We start from the raw sequence: 14,508 nt of genomic DNA on the forward strand, positions 1-14,508 counted from the left end.
ACTGCGTCCGAGATACGAAACTACCATGGCTTCTCCCGCCCCCGCCCCGGACCCCGCTCCCGCCAGGGGTCTACCCTGCGGTGCAACCCGCTGCTCAGGGCCCTTCCGGCCGTTCAAGGAGGATCACCAGGTGCCGCAGACCCTCGACGCCGCAGCGGTACGCACCTGGTGCTCACTGGCACTGGAAGCGCTGGGCCGGGAGCGCGAGGAGATCGACGCGATCAACGTCTACCCGGTCGCGGACGGGGACACCGGAACGAACCTGTATCTGACCGTCGAGTCTGCGGCCCAGGCCGTGGAGGCGGTCTTCTCCGCGCACGAGACCGAACACTCGGCGCCCGCGCCCGCCGATGTGGTGCGGGCGATGGCCCACGGCGCGCTGATAGGCGCCCGGGGCAACTCCGGGACGATCCTGGCGCAGCTGCTGCGGGGCATGGCGGAACGGCTCGGTGCCGGAGACCACCTCGTAGACGCGCTGCGCCGGGCCGCCGGGCTGGCGCGCGAGGCGGTCGCGCATCCCGTCGAAGGCACGATCCTCACGGTCGCGGCGGCGGCGGCGGACGCGGCGGAGGCCTCACCGGACGATCCCGTGCGCGCCGCGTACGAGGGGGCCCGGGCCGCGCTCGACGCGACGCCGGGACAGCTTGCGGTGCTGGACCGCGCGGGGGTCGTGGACGCGGGCGGGCGCGGGCTGCTGGCGGTGCTGGGGGCGCTCGTGGAGGCGGTGACGGGGGAGGCTCCTTCCGCGCCCGGTCCCACGCATGTACACCCCCCGGTAGTTGCCGCCGTCGCGGCGGGAGGCGGCGAACCGTGCGCGGACGGAGGGCCGGCGTTCGAGGTGATCTACCTCCTGGAGGCCGACGACGCGGCCGTGGCCCGGCTGCGGACCCGGCTGGACGGGCTAGGTGACTCGCTGGTCGTCGTCGGCGGTGACGGGCTGTGGAACGTACACGTGCACGTCGACGACGCGGGCGCGGCGGTCGAGGCGGGCGTCGAGGCCGGACGGCCGTACCGGATCCGGATCACCCACTTCGACAGCGCCGCGGGGGTGCCGCGCGAGCAGGTGCAGCGGGCGGTCGTCGTGGTCGTCCCCGGGGAGGGCCTGGCGGACCTGTGCGCCGAGGCGGGCGCGACGACGGTGCTCGCGCGTCCGGGGGAGCCGCCGGCCAGCGGCGAACTGGTCGAGGCGATCCGGCGCGCGCATGCCCGTGAGGTGGTTCTGCTGCCGAACTCCGCGGAGCTGCGGCACACCGCGGCGGCGGCCGCGGAACAGGCCCGTACGGAGGGCGTACGGGTCGCCCTCATCCCCACCCGCGCGGCGGTCCAGGGCATCGCGGCGCTCGCCGTCCACGAACCGGACCGCCGCTTCGACGAGGACGTCGTCGCGATGACAGCGGCGGCGGGCGCGACCCGCTACGCCGAACTGGCCGTCGCGGAACGGCAGTCGTGGACGACGGCGGGCGTGTGCCAGGCCGGTGACGTCCTCGGTCTGATCGACGGCGACGTGGCGGTGATCGGCGCGGACCTGCCGGGCACGGCGGAGGCGGTCCTGGACCGGATGCTGGCGGCGGGCGGCGAACTGGTGACGCTGATCCTGGGCGAGGACGTACCGGAGGGCGACGCGGTGGCGGAGCGCCTGGAACGGCACGTCAGGGAAGGCCACTTGGCGGTGGACACGGTGGTCTACCTGGGCGGCCGGGGGGCGTCACCGCTGCTGATCGGGGTGGAGTAGGGGGACGGGGCCGCCCGGCGGACCGCCATGCCGGTGCCCGGTTCGCGGCACCGGTGTGACCAGCGGTTATCCACAGGTGCGCGACGTCTGTCAGTGCTGTGGTGTGCAATGGATCGCGTGTCCGCGCTCGACGAACCCCTGAAGAAGACGCTCGGAGCCGCCACCGCGAAGGTGATGGCCGAGCATCTGGACCTGCACACCCTCGGTGATCTGCTGCACCACTACCCGCGCAGGTACGCGGAGCGGGGCGAGCTCACGCACCTGTCCGATCTGCCGCTGGACGAACACGTCACCGTGGTCGCCCAGGTGGCGAGCGCCCGCGTGCTCACCTTCAGCGGCTCGAAGGGGCGGGGCCAGCGGCTGGAGGTCGTCATCACGGACGGCAGCGGTCAGCTGCAACTGGTCTTCTTCGGCAAGGGTGTTCACAAGCCCCACAAGGATCTTCTGCCCGGCACCCGCGCGATGTTCGCCGGCAAGGTGTCGGTCTTCAACCGCAAGCTGCAGCTCGCCCACCCCGCGTACGAACTGCTCCACGGAGACAGCGACGAGGCCGTCGACTCCTGGGCCGGAGCCCTCATCCCGATCTATCCGGCCTCCACGAAACTCGAGTCGTGGAAGATCGCCAAGGCGGTCGACGCGGCACTGCCCAGGGCCCGGGAGGCCGTCGACCCCCTGCCGGACGCACTGCGCGAAGGACGCGACCTCGTCCCGCTCCCCGAGGCCCTGCTGAAGATCCACCGGCCGCACACCAAGGCGGACATCGCGGTCGCACGCGACCGTCTCAAGTGGGACGAGGCCTTCGTCCTCCAGGTCGCCCTCGCCCGCCGCCGGTACGCCGACACCCAACTGCCCGCGGTGGCCCGCACACCGCGGCCGGACGGGATGCTCGACGCCTTCGACGCCAAGCTGCCCTTCACCCTGACCGATGGCCAGCAGAAGGTCACCAAGGAGATCTTCGACGACCTGGCGACCGAGCATCCGATGCACCGCCTGCTCCAGGGCGAGGTCGGCTCGGGCAAGACCATGGTGGCCCTGCGGGCGATGCTCGCCGTCGTCGACGCGGGCGGTCAGGCGGCCATGCTCGCGCCCACCGAAGTCCTCGCCCAGCAGCACCACCGCTCGATCACCGAGATGATGGGCGAGCTCGCGGAGGGAGGGATGCTCGGCGGCGCCGAGCACGCCACCAAGGTGGTGCTGCTGACCGGTTCGATGGGCGCGGCCGCGCGCAGGCAGGCGCTGCTCGATCTGGTGACCGGTGAGGCCGGGATCGTGATCGGTACGCATGCGCTGATCGAGGACAAGGTGCAGTTCCACGATCTGGGGCTGGTCGTCGTCGACGAGCAGCACCGCTTCGGCGTGGAGCAGCGCGACGCCCTGCGTTCCAAGGGCAAGCAGCCGCCGCATCTCCTGGTCATGACCGCGACCCCCATTCCGCGTACGGTCGCGATGACGGTCTTCGGTGATCTGGAGACCTCGGTCCTGGACCAGCTGCCTGCCGGGCGCTCGCCGATCGCCAGCCATGTGGTCCCCGCCCAGGACAAGCCGCACTTCCTCGCGCGCGCCTGGGAGCGTGTGCGCGAAGAAGTGGAGAGCGGCCACCAGGCCTATGTGGTGTGTCCCCGCATCGGTGACGGTGAGGACGAGCCGAAGAAGAAGTCCGCGGAGGACGAGGCCGAGAAGCGGCCTCCGCTGGCCGTGATCGAGATCGCCGGCCAGCTCGCGGCGGGCCCGCTGAAGGGCCTGCGGGTGGAGGTCCTGCACGGCCGGATGCAGCCTGACGACAAGGACGACGTCATGCGCCGCTTCGCCGCGGGCGCTGTCGATGTCCTGGTCGCCACCACCGTCATCGAGGTCGGTGTCAATGTCCCCAACGCCACTGCGATGGTGATCATGGACGCGGACCGGTTCGGAGTCTCGCAGCTGCACCAGCTGCGCGGCCGGGTCGGCCGTGGCTCGGCCCCCGGGCTGTGCTTGCTCGTCACCGAGATGCCCGAGGCCGCCCCCGCCCGTGCCCGGCTGGGCGCGGTCGCCGCCACGCTCGACGGCTTCGAGCTCTCCCGTATCGACCTCGAACAGCGCCGAGAGGGCGATGTGCTGGGCCAGGCCCAGTCCGGCGTCCGCTCCTCGCTGCGGATGCTCACCGTCATCGACGACGAGGAGATCATCGCGGCGGCCCGGGAGGAGGCCGTCGCGATCGTCTCCGCGGATCCGGAGCTCGAGCACCAGCCGGACCTGCGTACGGCGCTGGACGCGCTGCTCGACACCGAGCGGGAGCAGTACCTCGACAAGGGCTGACCTGCGGGAAAGTGTCGCCGGTGGGAAGGTGGCGAGTGGGAGACGGCGTACCGGAAAGGAGGGTGCCGCCATGGACTCCGGCACTGACCCCCGCTCGGTAGTGCGCGCCTATCACGATGCCTGGACCCGTGGGGACTTCGAGACCGCGGTCGGCCTGCTTTCCCCCGGCCTCAAGGTCGAGGTGCCTGTCAACGACTACCCCACGACCGAGTCGTTCGCCGGGGCCCTCGCTGCCTTCGGCGGGCTCGCCACTCGCGTGGCACTGCTCTCGGAGCTCTACGGAGAAGATGAGGCAATGCTGCTCTACGACATGGATGTCCAGGGGCTGGGAACGCTGCGTGTGGCGGAACACTTCACCGTCGCCGCCGGCCGGATCACCCGGATCCGCCAGATCCACGACACCGTGGCGATTCGCGCCGCGGGGTTCGCGCAGAACGGCTGAACCCGGGGTTCGGCTGCGGCAGGTTCACGCGGCACAGTGCCTGCGAGCGCCGCAGAGTTCCTACGAGTCGGTCCGCGCCATCTGGGGCATGGCCTGGGCGTCGGCGGCGCGAGTGGCAGAGCCCGGCGCCTCGACCGGATGCGGCCCCTCGTGCCGGGGTGCGAGAAGCGCCGAGACGATGCCGACCGCTGCCAGACCCGCTCCGACCCACAGGGCCGGTTTGAAGGCGTCCACGAACGCGTCGGGCGATCCGTAGACGGCCGGGCCGGTGAAGACGGCCGCGAGGACGGCGATACCGAAGACGCCGCCGAGTTCACGGACCGCGCTGTTCGTCCCCGAGGCGACTCCGGCCTCCTGCTGCGGCACGGAGCCCATCACCGCGTTGGCCACGGTCGGGAAGCACATCGACGTCCCGACGCCGGCCACCGTGAGGGCGGCGCTCAGCTCCGCGTAGCCCATACCGGGGTCGGCGATCGCGGCGACCCACCCGAGTCCGATCGCCTGCAGTGCCAGTCCGGCGGCCATGAAGGGGCGGTTGCCCCAGCGGTCGGCCAGGGTGCCCGCAACGGGCGCGATCAGCATGGGCGTCGCGGTCCAGGGGAGGATCCACAGCCCGGCCGCCAGCGGCGAGTTGCCGAGCCCGATCTGCAGGAACTGCGACATCAGGAACAGCGCGCCGAAGAGCGAGGCGTACATGAAGAAGCTGACGCCGTTCGCCGTGGCGAAGCCGCGCAGCCGGAACAGGCCGAGGGGAACCATCGGATTGCGGGCACGCCGCTGCCAGGCGACGAAGCAGGCCACGAGCGCTGCCCCGGCCAGCAGCGAGGAGATCACTTCGGCACTCTCCCAGCCGACCGTGTTCGCGCGCACCAGCCCCCAGGTCAGGCCGAAGAAGCCCGCTCCGGCCAGAGCGAGTCCCAGCAGGTCGAGGCGGGGCCTCGGCCCGAAGCTCTCGGTCAGCCGGCGGAGCGCCAGCGGGACCAGGACAAGACCGATCGGGACGTTGAGCCAGAAGATCCACTGCCAGTCGAGACCGTTGGTGATGGCTCCGCCGACGACCGGTCCCATGGCGACCGCCGTTCCGGCGATGCCGCCCCAGAGCCCGATGGCCATCCCGCGCTTCTCCGCCGGGAAGGCCTGGCTGATCAGGGTGAGCGTCAGGGGCATCACGATCGCGGCGGCTCCGCCCTGCACCGCGCGGGCCGCGATCAGTGCTCCGACGGAGGTCGAGAGGGCCGCCCCGGCCGAGGCGACGGCGAAGGCGAAGAGCCCGATGGCGTACATACGCCGCCTGCCGAAGCGGTCGCCGAGCGCGGCCCCGGTCAACAGCAGGCAGGCAAAGCTCAGGTTGTAGGCGTTGACCGTCCATTCGAGGTCGGTGAGTTTCGCGTCCAGGTCGACGCGCAGCACGGGCAGCGCGGTGGCCACGACGAGGGTGTCGAGGGCGACCATGAACAGCCCGAAGGAGGCCAGGACCAAGGTCCATCCCTTGTGGGGGCCGACTGCGGCGGGGACGCGGGGGGTGGTTTCGTACGGCACGTTTTCCTGCGGCATGGCTTTCCGCTCCTTGCGGATCGTTGTCTCGGAATCCGTCTCACTCCCTCGACGGGCGGGGAGGGGGCGAATCGACACAGACCGCAGGAAAATTGCTGGGGAGAGGCTGTCGATCCGGGCGGGTGCCGTACGTCGGCATCATCAGAAGGCCCGAGCGGCGGGCCCACGAGCGAGAAGGGATCGCGCCATGGCGCAGTACCTGATCCTGATCTACCACGACGAGCAGGCCTGGGCGGATGCCCCGCAGGAAGTGTGGGACCGGACTCTGAAGGAGCACCGCGCCTTCCAGGAGGCCAACGGGGGAGCCATCCTCGGGAGCAACGCCCTGCACCCGACCGCCACGGCCACCTGCGTCCGCACGGACGACTCGGGTGCCCTGGCCGTCACGGACGGACCGTTCGCCGAGACGAAGGAGGCGCTCGGCGGCTACTACCTCGTGGAAGCCGCCGACCTGGACGAGGCCATCGCCGTGGCCAAGCAGTGCCCGATGGCCTTCGGCGGTATCGAGGTACGGCCCGTTCAGATCTTCCACTGACGGGAGGCCCCCGGTGGCCAGGGACGGCGCGGCCGGCGGGGTCCGCACGGACCCCGCGGTCGCCGCCGCTGTCGCGGACGCGCACCGCCGCGAGTGGGCCTTCGTGCTCGCCGCGACAGCGCGCCTGACGCACGACCTCGACCTGGCGGAGGAGTGCGTGCAGGACGCGTACGCCAAGGCGCTGACAGTGTGGGGCGAGCGCGGCATCCCGCGCCGCCCCGGCGCCTGGCTGACCACTACCGCCCGCAACCGGGCACTGGACGTGCTCCGGCGGGACGCGACCCTGCGCAGGTCGCTGCCCCAGCTCCTGGACCTCTCTGGCGATCCCTTCACGGAACCGGAGGCTCTGGTGGACGGGGACGGGCCGGAGGAGTTCCCCGACGACCGGCTGCGGCTGATCTTCACCTGCTGCCACCCCGCGCTCGCCGAAGAGGCGAAGGTCGCCCTCACATTGCGGCTGCTGTGCGGCCTGACGACCGCGGAGGTGGCGCGCGCCTTTCTGGTCGGCGAGCCCGCGATGGCCGCCCGGATCACCCGGGCGAAGAAGAAGATCGCCGCCGCGCGGATCCCCTACCGGGTGCCGCCCGCCGACGAGCTGCCCGCCCGTATCGAAGCGGTACTCACCGTGGTGCATCTGCTCTTCACCACCGGGCACACCGCTCCTGCAGGCGCCGACCTCGTCCGCCGCGACCTCGTGGAACGGGCGCTCGACCTCGCCAGGATGCTGCGCACGCTGCTGCCCGACGACGCGGGCGTCGCCGGACTGCTGGCCCTGATCCTGCTGACCGACGCGCGCCGCGACACCCGCTCGGGCGACGACGGGCGGCTGCTGCTGCTCGCCGAGCAGGACCGTACGCAATGGGACCGCGCCGCGATCGGGGAAGGGATCGCGCTGGTGCGCGAGGCCCTGCGCCGCAGACCTCCGGGGCGCTTCGCGCTCATGGCGGCCATCGCCGCGGTCCACGCCGAGGCGCCGAGCTGGGAGGAGACCGACTGGCGGGAGGTGGTGGCGCTCTACGACCTGCTGGTGCAGATCTGGCCGTCGCCGGTGGTGGCCCTCAACCGGGCCGTGGCGGTGGGCTTCGCGGGCGGCCCGGCAGCCGGGCTCGCCGCGGTCGACGCGCTGGCCGCCGAGCCCCAGCTGGCGGGGTACGGCTATCTGGCCGCGGCCCGCGCCGACTTCCTGCGCAGGCTCGGCCGCACCGCGGAGGCGAGATCGGCGTACGAGGAGGCGCTCCTGCTCACGGAGAACGCCGTCGAGAGCGACTTCCTGGCGGGCCGCCTGGAGCAGCTGGGCAGCGCGGACTGATACGGAGCGGTCCGAACCTGAGCCCACTGAACCCGTGCGACGGCCTATCGTTTAAGCACATCCGGTCAGCGCATCCGCTCGGCACCACAGCTCAGCACCACAGCTCAGCGATCTGCTCAGCCGCAGCCTCAGCCTCATCCGCCTCCGTCTCGAAGGACCCAGACTCAGATGACCCGCGTGATCGCCGGCGCGGCCGGCGGGCGCCGTATCGCCGTCCCGCCCGGCACCGGCACCCGCCCCACATCCGACCGCGCTCGCGAGGGGCTCTTCTCCAGCTGGGAGTCCCTCCTCGGCACCCTGGGCGGCATCCGTGTCGCCGACCTGTACGCGGGCTCCGGCGCCGTCGGCCTGGAGGCACTGTCCCGGGGCGCGTCCCACGCCCTCCTCGTCGAGGCGGACAACCGCGCCGCCCGCATCGTCCGGGAGAACGTCCGGGCGCTCGGACTGCCCGGTGCCGAGGTCCGTACCGGCAAAGCGGAACAGATCGTGACAGGCCCGGCGCCCGAGCTCCCGTACGACGTCGTCTTCCTCGACCCTCCGTACGCCGTCACCGATGACGATCTTCGGGAGATTCTGCTCACACTCCGTCGCCAGGGCTGGCTCGCGGACGATGCTCTCGCCACCGTGGAGCGCAGCACCAGAGGCGGCGAATTCGTCTGGCCGCAGGGCTTTGAGCCACTGCGGGCCCGTCGCTACGGCGAGGGCACGCTTTGGTACGGTCGCGCCGCCTCTACGTGCGAAGACGCACGATGACCGGTTCGGAGAGCGAGGGACTTCAGTTGCGCCGCGCAGTCTGTCCGGGGTCATTCGACCCCATCACCAATGGGCACCTCGACATCATTGCCCGCGCCTCCAAGCTGTACGACGTCGTACATGTCGCGGTGATGATCAACCAGTCCAAGCAGGGACTGTTCACGGTCGAAGAGCGGATGGAGATGATCCGCCAGGTCACCAGCGAGTACGGGAACGTCGTCGTGGAGTCCCACCACGGCCTCCTCGTCGACTTCTGCAAGGAGCGCGACATTCCGGCCATCGTCAAGGGTCTGCGCGCGGTCAGCGACTTCGACTACGAGCTGCAGATGGCCCAGATGAACAACGGGCTCACGGGTGTCGAGACCCTCTTCGTCCCGACCAACCCCACCTACAGCTTCCTGTCCTCCAGCCTCGTCAAGGAGGTCGCCGCCTGGGGCGGCGACGTCTCTCACCTGCTGCCTCCGGTTGTTCACGAGGCCCTGACCCGGCGCCTCGCCCCGAAGTGACGAACTGACAGTCCGTCACCCGGTGTCGGGCGGGCGCCGACTGCCCGTACAGTCGTCCCGTCCGTCTCCCATCAGTTCTAGAGAGTGGCGAACCCACGGTGGACGTCCAGAAGAAGCTCGACGAGATCGTCGAGGCGGTCGGCAACGCCCGGTCCATGCCCATGTCGGCCTCCTGCGTGGTCAACCGCGCCGAGCTGCTCGCCATGCTCGAAGAGGTCCGTCAGGCCCTGCCGGGCTCCCTGGCCCAGGCCCAGGAGCTGATCGGCGGCCGTGAGCAGATGGTCGAGCAGGCCCGCCAGGAGGCCGAGCGGATCATCGAGACCGCCCACGCCGAGCGCGGCTCGCTGGTCTCGGACACCCACGTCGCCCGCCAGTCCCAGGAGGAGGCCGACCGCATCCTCGCGGAGGCCCGCCGGGAGGCCGAGGAGATCCGTGCCGAGGCCGACGACTACGTCGACTCCAAGCTCGCCAACTTCGAGGTCGTCCTCACCAAGACCATCGGCTCGGTCGACCGCGGCCGCGAGAAGCTGCTGGGCCGTGGCCCCGGCCTGGACGAGCAGGGCTTCGCCGACGAGGACGCCCCTGAGTACAGCGCTGACCCGCAGACCCTGATCCAGCGGGCCGACGCCTACGTGGACACCAAGCTGGGCGCCTTCGAGGCCGTGCTCTCCAAGACTCTCGACGCCGTCGGCCGCGGCCGCCAGAAGCTGCACGGCCGGACCACCAGCGACGCCCTCGGCGAGCACATGGCCGCCCAGGACGCGGCGGGCACCCAGCAGCACGCCAGCGACGCCGACTATCTGGCCGGGCTCGCCGAGCTGCCCGAGCCGCAGCCGCAGGCTCAGCCCCAGCACCAGTACCAGCCGGTGGCCGAACAGCAGCCCCAGATCCCGGCCCAGCAGGATCCGTATACCTACCAGCCGCAGGAGGCGTACGCCGGCTATCAGGCCGACCCGTACGCCGCGTACCAGCAGCAGGGCTACGACCAGCAGCAGTACGCCCAGCAGGACCCGTACGCCTACCAGCAGCAGGCCCAGCACCAGCCGCAGCAGCAGGTCCGGCAGCAGGGCGCCGCCCTTGACGAGACCAGCCTGTTCGACACCAGCATGATCGACCTGGAGCAGCTGCGCCGGTACGAGCAGGGGCGCTGAACGGCTGCCGGGAGGCGCGGATTGGGTCTACGGCGGCCCGTCCAGTATCCTGGCTCTTCGGTCGCGCGTAGCTCCGCGATCACGGCTGCCCGCTTCGCACCGAGAAGCCCGGGACGGCCCTTCCTCACGATCCGAAAGCAGGAAAAACCCTGAGCACGCGCCTCGACCACCGCAACCCCCTCGTGTTCGACACACACGAGCTGGGGCGGCGTCCTGGTGCCCTCCAGCGGCTGACCCGCTCGGTCGATGCCCCCAAGGACTTCGGTATCGCAGGGGTCATCGGTGTGCCGGAAGGCGCACCCGTGAAGCTCGACCTCCGTCTGGAGTCGGTCATGGAAGGTGTGCTTGTCACAGGCACCGCCCGTGCATCGGCCGAAGGGGAGTGCGTAAGGTGTCTGGAGCCGCTGAGCCAAGAGGTCGCGGCGGACTTCCAGGAGATGTTTTCGTACCCCGACGCCGATGACCGGGGCCGCAGTCGCACTGCGGAGCCGGTCGACGACGCCGAGGACGAGGACGTGCTCTTTCTCGAGGACGGCATGTTCGACCTCGAGCCCGTGCTGCGTGATGCGGTGGTGCTCGCACTGCCGATGCAGCCGGTGTGCCGGGAGACCTGTGCCGGTCTGTGTCCCGAATGCGGGATCAGGCTGGATGAGAACCCGGACCACCACCATGACGCCGTCGACATTCGTTGGGCGGCACTGCAGGGACTCGCCGAGACCATTCAGGACGGCGAGAAGGACAACATGGGCGGCGCCGAAGCGGGCGTCGACGAGAAGCAGGAGAAGTAGCCGTGGCTGTTCCGAAGCGGAAGATGTCGCGCAGCAACACGCGCCACCGCCGGTCGCAGTGGAAGGCTGCGGTCCCCACCCTGGTTTCGTGTGAGCGTTGCCAGGAGCCGAAGCAGCAGCACATCGCGTGCCCGAGCTGCGGCACCTACAACAAGCGCCAGGTCCTCGAGGTCTGAGCGGCTGGTGAGAGGCCCGATGTCTGAGCTGTCCAATGCCAAGAAGCAGGCGGACAACGTCAACGCAGCCTCGTCCCACACGCTTCTGGAAGGGCGGCTCGGGTATCACCTCGAGTCCGCCCTTCTGGTGCGTGCGCTGACCCACCGTTCGTACGCGTACGAGAACGGCGGTCTGCCCACCAACGAGCGTCTCGAATTCCTCGGGGATTCGGTGCTCGGCCTGGTGGTCACGGACACGCTGTACCGCACCCACCCCGACCTGCCCGAAGGCCAGCTGGCCAAACTGCGGGCCGCGGTGGTCAATTCTCGTGCGCTGGCGGAGGTCGGCCGCGGCCTCGAACTCGGCCTCTTCATCCGGCTCGGCCGGGGCGAAGAGGGCACGGGAGGCCGGGACAAGGCGTCCATCCTCGCCGACACCCTTGAAGCGGTGATCGGTGCGGTCTATCTCGACCAGGGCCTCGAAGCGGCCTCGGAGCTGGTGCACCGGCTCTTCGACCCGCTGATCGAGAAGTCCTCGAACCTGGGCGCGGGCCTGGACTGGAAGACCAGTCTCCAGGAGCTCACCGCCGCCGAGGGGCTCGGAGTTCCGGAGTATCTCGTCACCGAGACCGGCCCGGACCACGAGAAGACCTTCACTGCTGCCGCCCGCGTCGGTGGTGTCTCGTACGGCACCGGCACCGGCCGCAGCAAGAAGGAAGCGGAGCAGCAGGCGGCGGAGTCCGCATGGCGGGAGATCCGTGCCGCCGCGGACGAGCGCGCGGCTGCGGCGAAGGCCGAAGCGGAGGCCGGGGCCAAGGCCCGGGCCGAGGCGGAGGCTCTGGCCGACGCGGAAGCCGAAGCGACCGCTGCTGATGACGAAGGGGCCGCCGACGCCCCTTCGGCCTCGGAATCCGGGGACCGGGCCTCGGCCTGAGTCCGCGTTTCCGCTTTCCCCCGCGGGGCCCCTCGCTCTTCAGGAGCGCAGGGGCTTCGCGGTTTTCCGCCTCAGGCGCGGAGGTACGCTGCGGGCGTCACGCTGAGATTGCCCGAAGGAGCCCCGTGCCCGAGTTGCCCGAGGTCGAAGTCGTACGTCGCGGACTCCAGCGCTGGGTCAGCGGGCGGACGATCGCCGAGGTGGAGGTGCTGCACCCGCGCGCGGTCCGCCGCCATCCGGCCGGCGCCGGGGACTTCGCGGCCCGGCTCAAGGGCCACAGCGTCGGGATCGCCCGCCGCCGCGGCAAGTACCTCTGGCTGCCGCTTGCGGACACGGACACCTCGATCCTCGGCCATCTCGGCATGAGCGGCCAGCTGCTCGTGCAGCCCGAGGACGCTGCCGACGAGAAGCATCTGCGGATCCGGATCCGCTTCGACGACCGGCTCGGCACCGAGCTGCGCTTCGTCGACCAGCGCACCTTCGGCGGTCTGTCACTGCACGACAACACTCCTGAGGGGCTCCCGGACGCGATCGCCCATATCGCCCGCGATCCGCTGGACCCGGCCTTCGACGACGCGGCCTTCCATGTCGCGCTGCGGCTGCGCCGTACGACGGTGAAGCGCGCGCTGCTCGACCAGTCGCTGATCAGCGGCGTCGGGAACATCTACGCGGACGAGGCACTGTGGCGCGCCCGGCTCCACTTCGAGCGCCCCACCGCGACCCTGACGCGCCCCCGCTCGGCCGAACTGCTCAGTCATGTACGGGACGTGATGAACGCGGCCCTGGCCGTCGGCGGCACCAGCTTCGACAGCCTCTATGTGAACGTGAACGGCGAATCGGGCTATTTCGACCGGTCGTTGGATGCGTACGGCCGCGAGGACGAGCCCTGCCGACGCTGCGGCACACCCATGCGCCGCCGTCCCTGGATGAACCGTTCCAGCTACTTCTGCCCCCGCTGTCAGCGGGCACCGAGACCTTCGCGCACCTCGTCGTAGCGCTCGCGCGCGGCGAGCACCTCGGGCATCCGGCCCTCGACCAGGTGGATCAGCCCGAGCAGTCGCTCGGCGACGGAGCGTCCCAGCGCGGTGAGTTCATAGTCCACACGCGGGGGATTGGTGGTCTGTGCCTCCCGGTGGACCAGGCCGTCGCGCTCCAGCGCGTGCAGCGTCTGGGAGAGCATCTTCTCGCTCACACCGTCGACGCGCCGGCGCAGTTCGTTGAAGCGGAGGGACCCTTCGTACAGGGCCCCGATCGTCAGGCTGCCCCAGCGGCCCGTCACGTGCTCGAGCGTGCCGCGTGAGGGGCACTGCTTGGAGAAAACGTCGAAGGGGTGGCCGTCGTCGTCCATGACGGCCACCCTACTCCGGTGTACTAACTATTCGTAAGCGTTGCAGGAGCGGCTAGAAGCCGAAGTCCTGGGTCCACCAGGGGCCGCCGTCGCCCATGACCACACCGATGCCCAGCGTCTTGTAGTCACAGTTGAGGATGTTGGCGCGGTGACCGTCGCTGTTCATCCAGGAGTTCATCACCGCGGCGGCGTCGGCCTGCCCGCGGGCTATGTTCTCGCCGCCCAGTCCCTTGACGCCCGCCTGGTCGGCGCGGTCCCAGGGAGTGTCCCCGTCGGGGTCGGTGTGGTCGAAGAAGCCGCGCGCGGCCATGTCGGCGCTGAAGTCACTGGCGAGATCCCCAAGACCGGCATCGGGGCGCACCGGGCTGCAGCCCACCTTCGCGCGCTCCTTGTTGACCAGGGTGAGCACCTCGGCCTCGGCGGCCGCCGCGCCCGAGACGGGGGGCTTGGCCCGCTCGGACGAACGGTCGGAGGCGCGGGTCTCGGTACGGGTCGGGGCCGTCGTCTTCTTCTCCGCCTGCGGGGCCTTCGTCTGCTTCGACGGCGTCGCCGACGGCTTGGTCGGCGTGGGGGAGGGGGTCTTCGACGGTGCCTGCGGGCGCGGCGCGGTGGGGCTCGCGGGTGCCGAGGTCCCCTTCGTCGGCTCGGCGCTCGCGTCGCCCTGGGTCTGCAGCTGGGCGGAGCCCTCGCTGCGTATCTGCCCGCTCGGCTCGCTGCCGCCGCTGACGTCGAACTTGTCGCCGCCCGGCAGCAGGCCGGACGCGACGGCGACAGCGCCTACGGCCATGGCCGCGGAGGCGCCGAGCAGCCCGGTGCGCACGGGCATGCCCGACCGCTTCTTCCGGCGTGCACCACCCCGGTGCCGGCCTGCGGCTCCGTCCGCATGGTCGTGCGCGGCGGGTGCGTCGGCGGAGCGTCGATGGCGTCCCATCTGCTGTGCCTTCCTGATGCTCGACGAAGCTCGACGGTCAAACGTCAAACTGACTCACCCATATGGGTGAAGCTC

General features: G+C 70.8%; 15 protein-coding genes. 12 read left to right on the forward strand and 3 right to left on the reverse strand.

The window, feature by feature from the left end; translation table 11 throughout:
* Positions 1–130: 130 nt before the first annotated feature.
* The 3 genes from OOK40_RS32460 to OOK40_RS32470 all read left to right on the forward strand — a co-directional run bounded on the left by OOK40_RS32460 (position 131) and on the right by OOK40_RS32470 (position 4,469).
* Positions 131–1,732, forward strand: coding sequence for a DAK2 domain-containing protein (locus tag OOK40_RS32460; protein ID WP_266488761.1), 1,602 nt, complete (start codon positions 131–133; stop codon positions 1,730–1,732).
* Between the two features lie 108 nt (positions 1,733–1,840).
* Positions 1,841–4,027, forward strand: coding sequence for an ATP-dependent DNA helicase RecG (gene recG, locus OOK40_RS32465; protein WP_266488763.1), 2,187 nt, complete (start codon positions 1,841–1,843; stop codon positions 4,025–4,027).
* 70 nt (positions 4,028–4,097) lie between these two features.
* Complete coding sequence (locus OOK40_RS32470) at positions 4,098–4,469, forward strand: nuclear transport factor 2 family protein (protein WP_266488765.1); 372 nt, start codon at positions 4,098–4,100, stop codon at positions 4,467–4,469.
* A 60-nt stretch (positions 4,470–4,529) separates the two neighbouring features.
* Here the strand turns inward: OOK40_RS32470 and OOK40_RS32475 are convergent, their stop codons facing one another.
* Positions 4,530–6,023, reverse strand: a complete 1,494-nt coding sequence (locus OOK40_RS32475) for an MFS transporter (RefSeq protein ID WP_266488768.1) — start codon at positions 6,021–6,023, stop codon at positions 4,530–4,532.
* A 187-nt stretch (positions 6,024–6,210) separates the two neighbouring features.
* On the opposite strand from OOK40_RS32475, the gene OOK40_RS32480 reads away from it, so the two are divergent.
* The 9 genes from OOK40_RS32480 to mutM all read left to right on the forward strand — a co-directional run bounded on the left by OOK40_RS32480 (position 6,211) and on the right by mutM (position 13,149).
* The gene (locus OOK40_RS32480) at positions 6,211–6,558 is read left to right on the forward strand and encodes a YciI family protein (protein WP_266488770.1); all 348 of its coding nucleotides are present in this window, start codon (positions 6,211–6,213) and stop codon (positions 6,556–6,558) included.
* A gap of 13 nt (positions 6,559–6,571) precedes the next feature.
* On the forward strand, positions 6,572–7,867 hold the full coding sequence (locus tag OOK40_RS32485) for an RNA polymerase sigma factor (RefSeq protein ID WP_266488772.1): 1,296 nt from the start codon (positions 6,572–6,574) through the stop codon (positions 7,865–7,867).
* Between the two features lie 168 nt (positions 7,868–8,035).
* Positions 8,036–8,620, forward strand: coding sequence for a 16S rRNA (guanine(966)-N(2))-methyltransferase RsmD (gene rsmD / locus OOK40_RS32490; RefSeq protein WP_142213436.1), 585 nt, complete (start codon positions 8,036–8,038; stop codon positions 8,618–8,620).
* Positions 8,621–8,646: 26 nt separating this feature from the next.
* Positions 8,647–9,126 carry a pantetheine-phosphate adenylyltransferase gene (gene coaD / locus OOK40_RS32495; protein ID WP_266489288.1) on the forward strand — a complete coding sequence of 160 codons (480 nt, stop codon included), beginning with the start codon at positions 8,647–8,649 and terminating at the stop codon, positions 9,124–9,126.
* 98 nt (positions 9,127–9,224) lie between these two features.
* Positions 9,225–10,277, forward strand: a complete 1,053-nt coding sequence (locus OOK40_RS32500; protein ID WP_266488774.1) for an ATP synthase F0 subunit B — start codon at positions 9,225–9,227, stop codon at positions 10,275–10,277.
* 149 nt (positions 10,278–10,426) lie between these two features.
* A complete protein-coding gene (locus tag OOK40_RS32505) occupies positions 10,427–11,065 on the forward strand; it encodes a DUF177 domain-containing protein (RefSeq protein WP_266489290.1) in 639 nt (212 codons plus the stop codon).
* A gap of 2 nt (positions 11,066–11,067) precedes the next feature.
* Positions 11,068–11,241 carry a 50S ribosomal protein L32 gene (rpmF, locus tag OOK40_RS32510; RefSeq protein ID WP_026165248.1) on the forward strand — a complete coding sequence of 58 codons (174 nt, stop codon included), beginning with the start codon at positions 11,068–11,070 and terminating at the stop codon, positions 11,239–11,241.
* Positions 11,242–11,260: 19 nt separating this feature from the next.
* The gene (gene rnc / locus OOK40_RS32515; RefSeq protein ID WP_266488775.1) at positions 11,261–12,154 is read left to right on the forward strand and encodes a ribonuclease III; all 894 of its coding nucleotides are present in this window, start codon (positions 11,261–11,263) and stop codon (positions 12,152–12,154) included.
* A gap of 125 nt (positions 12,155–12,279) precedes the next feature.
* Positions 12,280–13,149 carry a bifunctional DNA-formamidopyrimidine glycosylase/DNA-(apurinic or apyrimidinic site) lyase gene (mutM, locus tag OOK40_RS32520; RefSeq protein WP_266488779.1) on the forward strand — a complete coding sequence of 290 codons (870 nt, stop codon included), beginning with the start codon at positions 12,280–12,282 and terminating at the stop codon, positions 13,147–13,149.
* On the opposite strand, the gene OOK40_RS32525 is transcribed toward mutM, so the two are convergent.
* A complete protein-coding gene (locus tag OOK40_RS32525) occupies positions 13,113–13,502 on the reverse strand; it encodes a helix-turn-helix domain-containing protein (RefSeq protein ID WP_266488783.1) in 390 nt (129 codons plus the stop codon). The two genes, mutM and OOK40_RS32525, sit on opposite strands and share 37 nt — an antisense overlap.
* Positions 13,503–13,554: 52 nt before the next feature.
* The gene (locus OOK40_RS32530; protein ID WP_266488784.1) at positions 13,555–14,433 is read right to left on the reverse strand and encodes a CAP domain-containing protein; all 879 of its coding nucleotides are present in this window, start codon (positions 14,431–14,433) and stop codon (positions 13,555–13,557) included.
* Positions 14,434–14,508: the final 75 nt, after the last annotated feature.

The sequence above is a fragment of the Streptomyces sp. NBC_01481 genome (assembly GCF_026339995.1).
Lineage (GTDB): Bacteria > Actinomycetota > Actinomycetes > Streptomycetales > Streptomycetaceae > Streptomyces.

Bases quoted from the DNA above. Each gene is read 5' to 3' on its own strand.
- recG (WP_266488763.1), top strand. From the start codon at position 1,841: ATGGATCGCGTGTCCGCGCTCGACGAACCCCTGAAGAAGACGCTCGGA.
- OOK40_RS32470 (WP_266488765.1), top strand. From the start codon at position 4,098: ATGGACTCCGGCACTGACCCCCGCTCGGTAGTGCGCGCCTATCACGAT.
- OOK40_RS32475 (WP_266488768.1), bottom strand. From the start codon at position 6,023: ATGCCGCAGGAAAACGTGCCGTACGAAACCACCCCCCGCGTCCCCGCC.
- OOK40_RS32480 (WP_266488770.1), top strand. From the start codon at position 6,211: ATGGCGCAGTACCTGATCCTGATCTACCACGACGAGCAGGCCTGGGCG.
- rsmD (WP_142213436.1), top strand. From the start codon at position 8,036: ATGACCCGCGTGATCGCCGGCGCGGCCGGCGGGCGCCGTATCGCCGTC.
- rnc (WP_266488775.1), top strand. From the start codon at position 11,261: ATGTCTGAGCTGTCCAATGCCAAGAAGCAGGCGGACAACGTCAACGCA.
- OOK40_RS32525 (WP_266488783.1), bottom strand. From the start codon at position 13,502: ATGGACGACGACGGCCACCCCTTCGACGTTTTCTCCAAGCAGTGCCCC.
- OOK40_RS32530 (WP_266488784.1), bottom strand. From the start codon at position 14,433: ATGGGACGCCATCGACGCTCCGCCGACGCACCCGCCGCGCACGACCAT.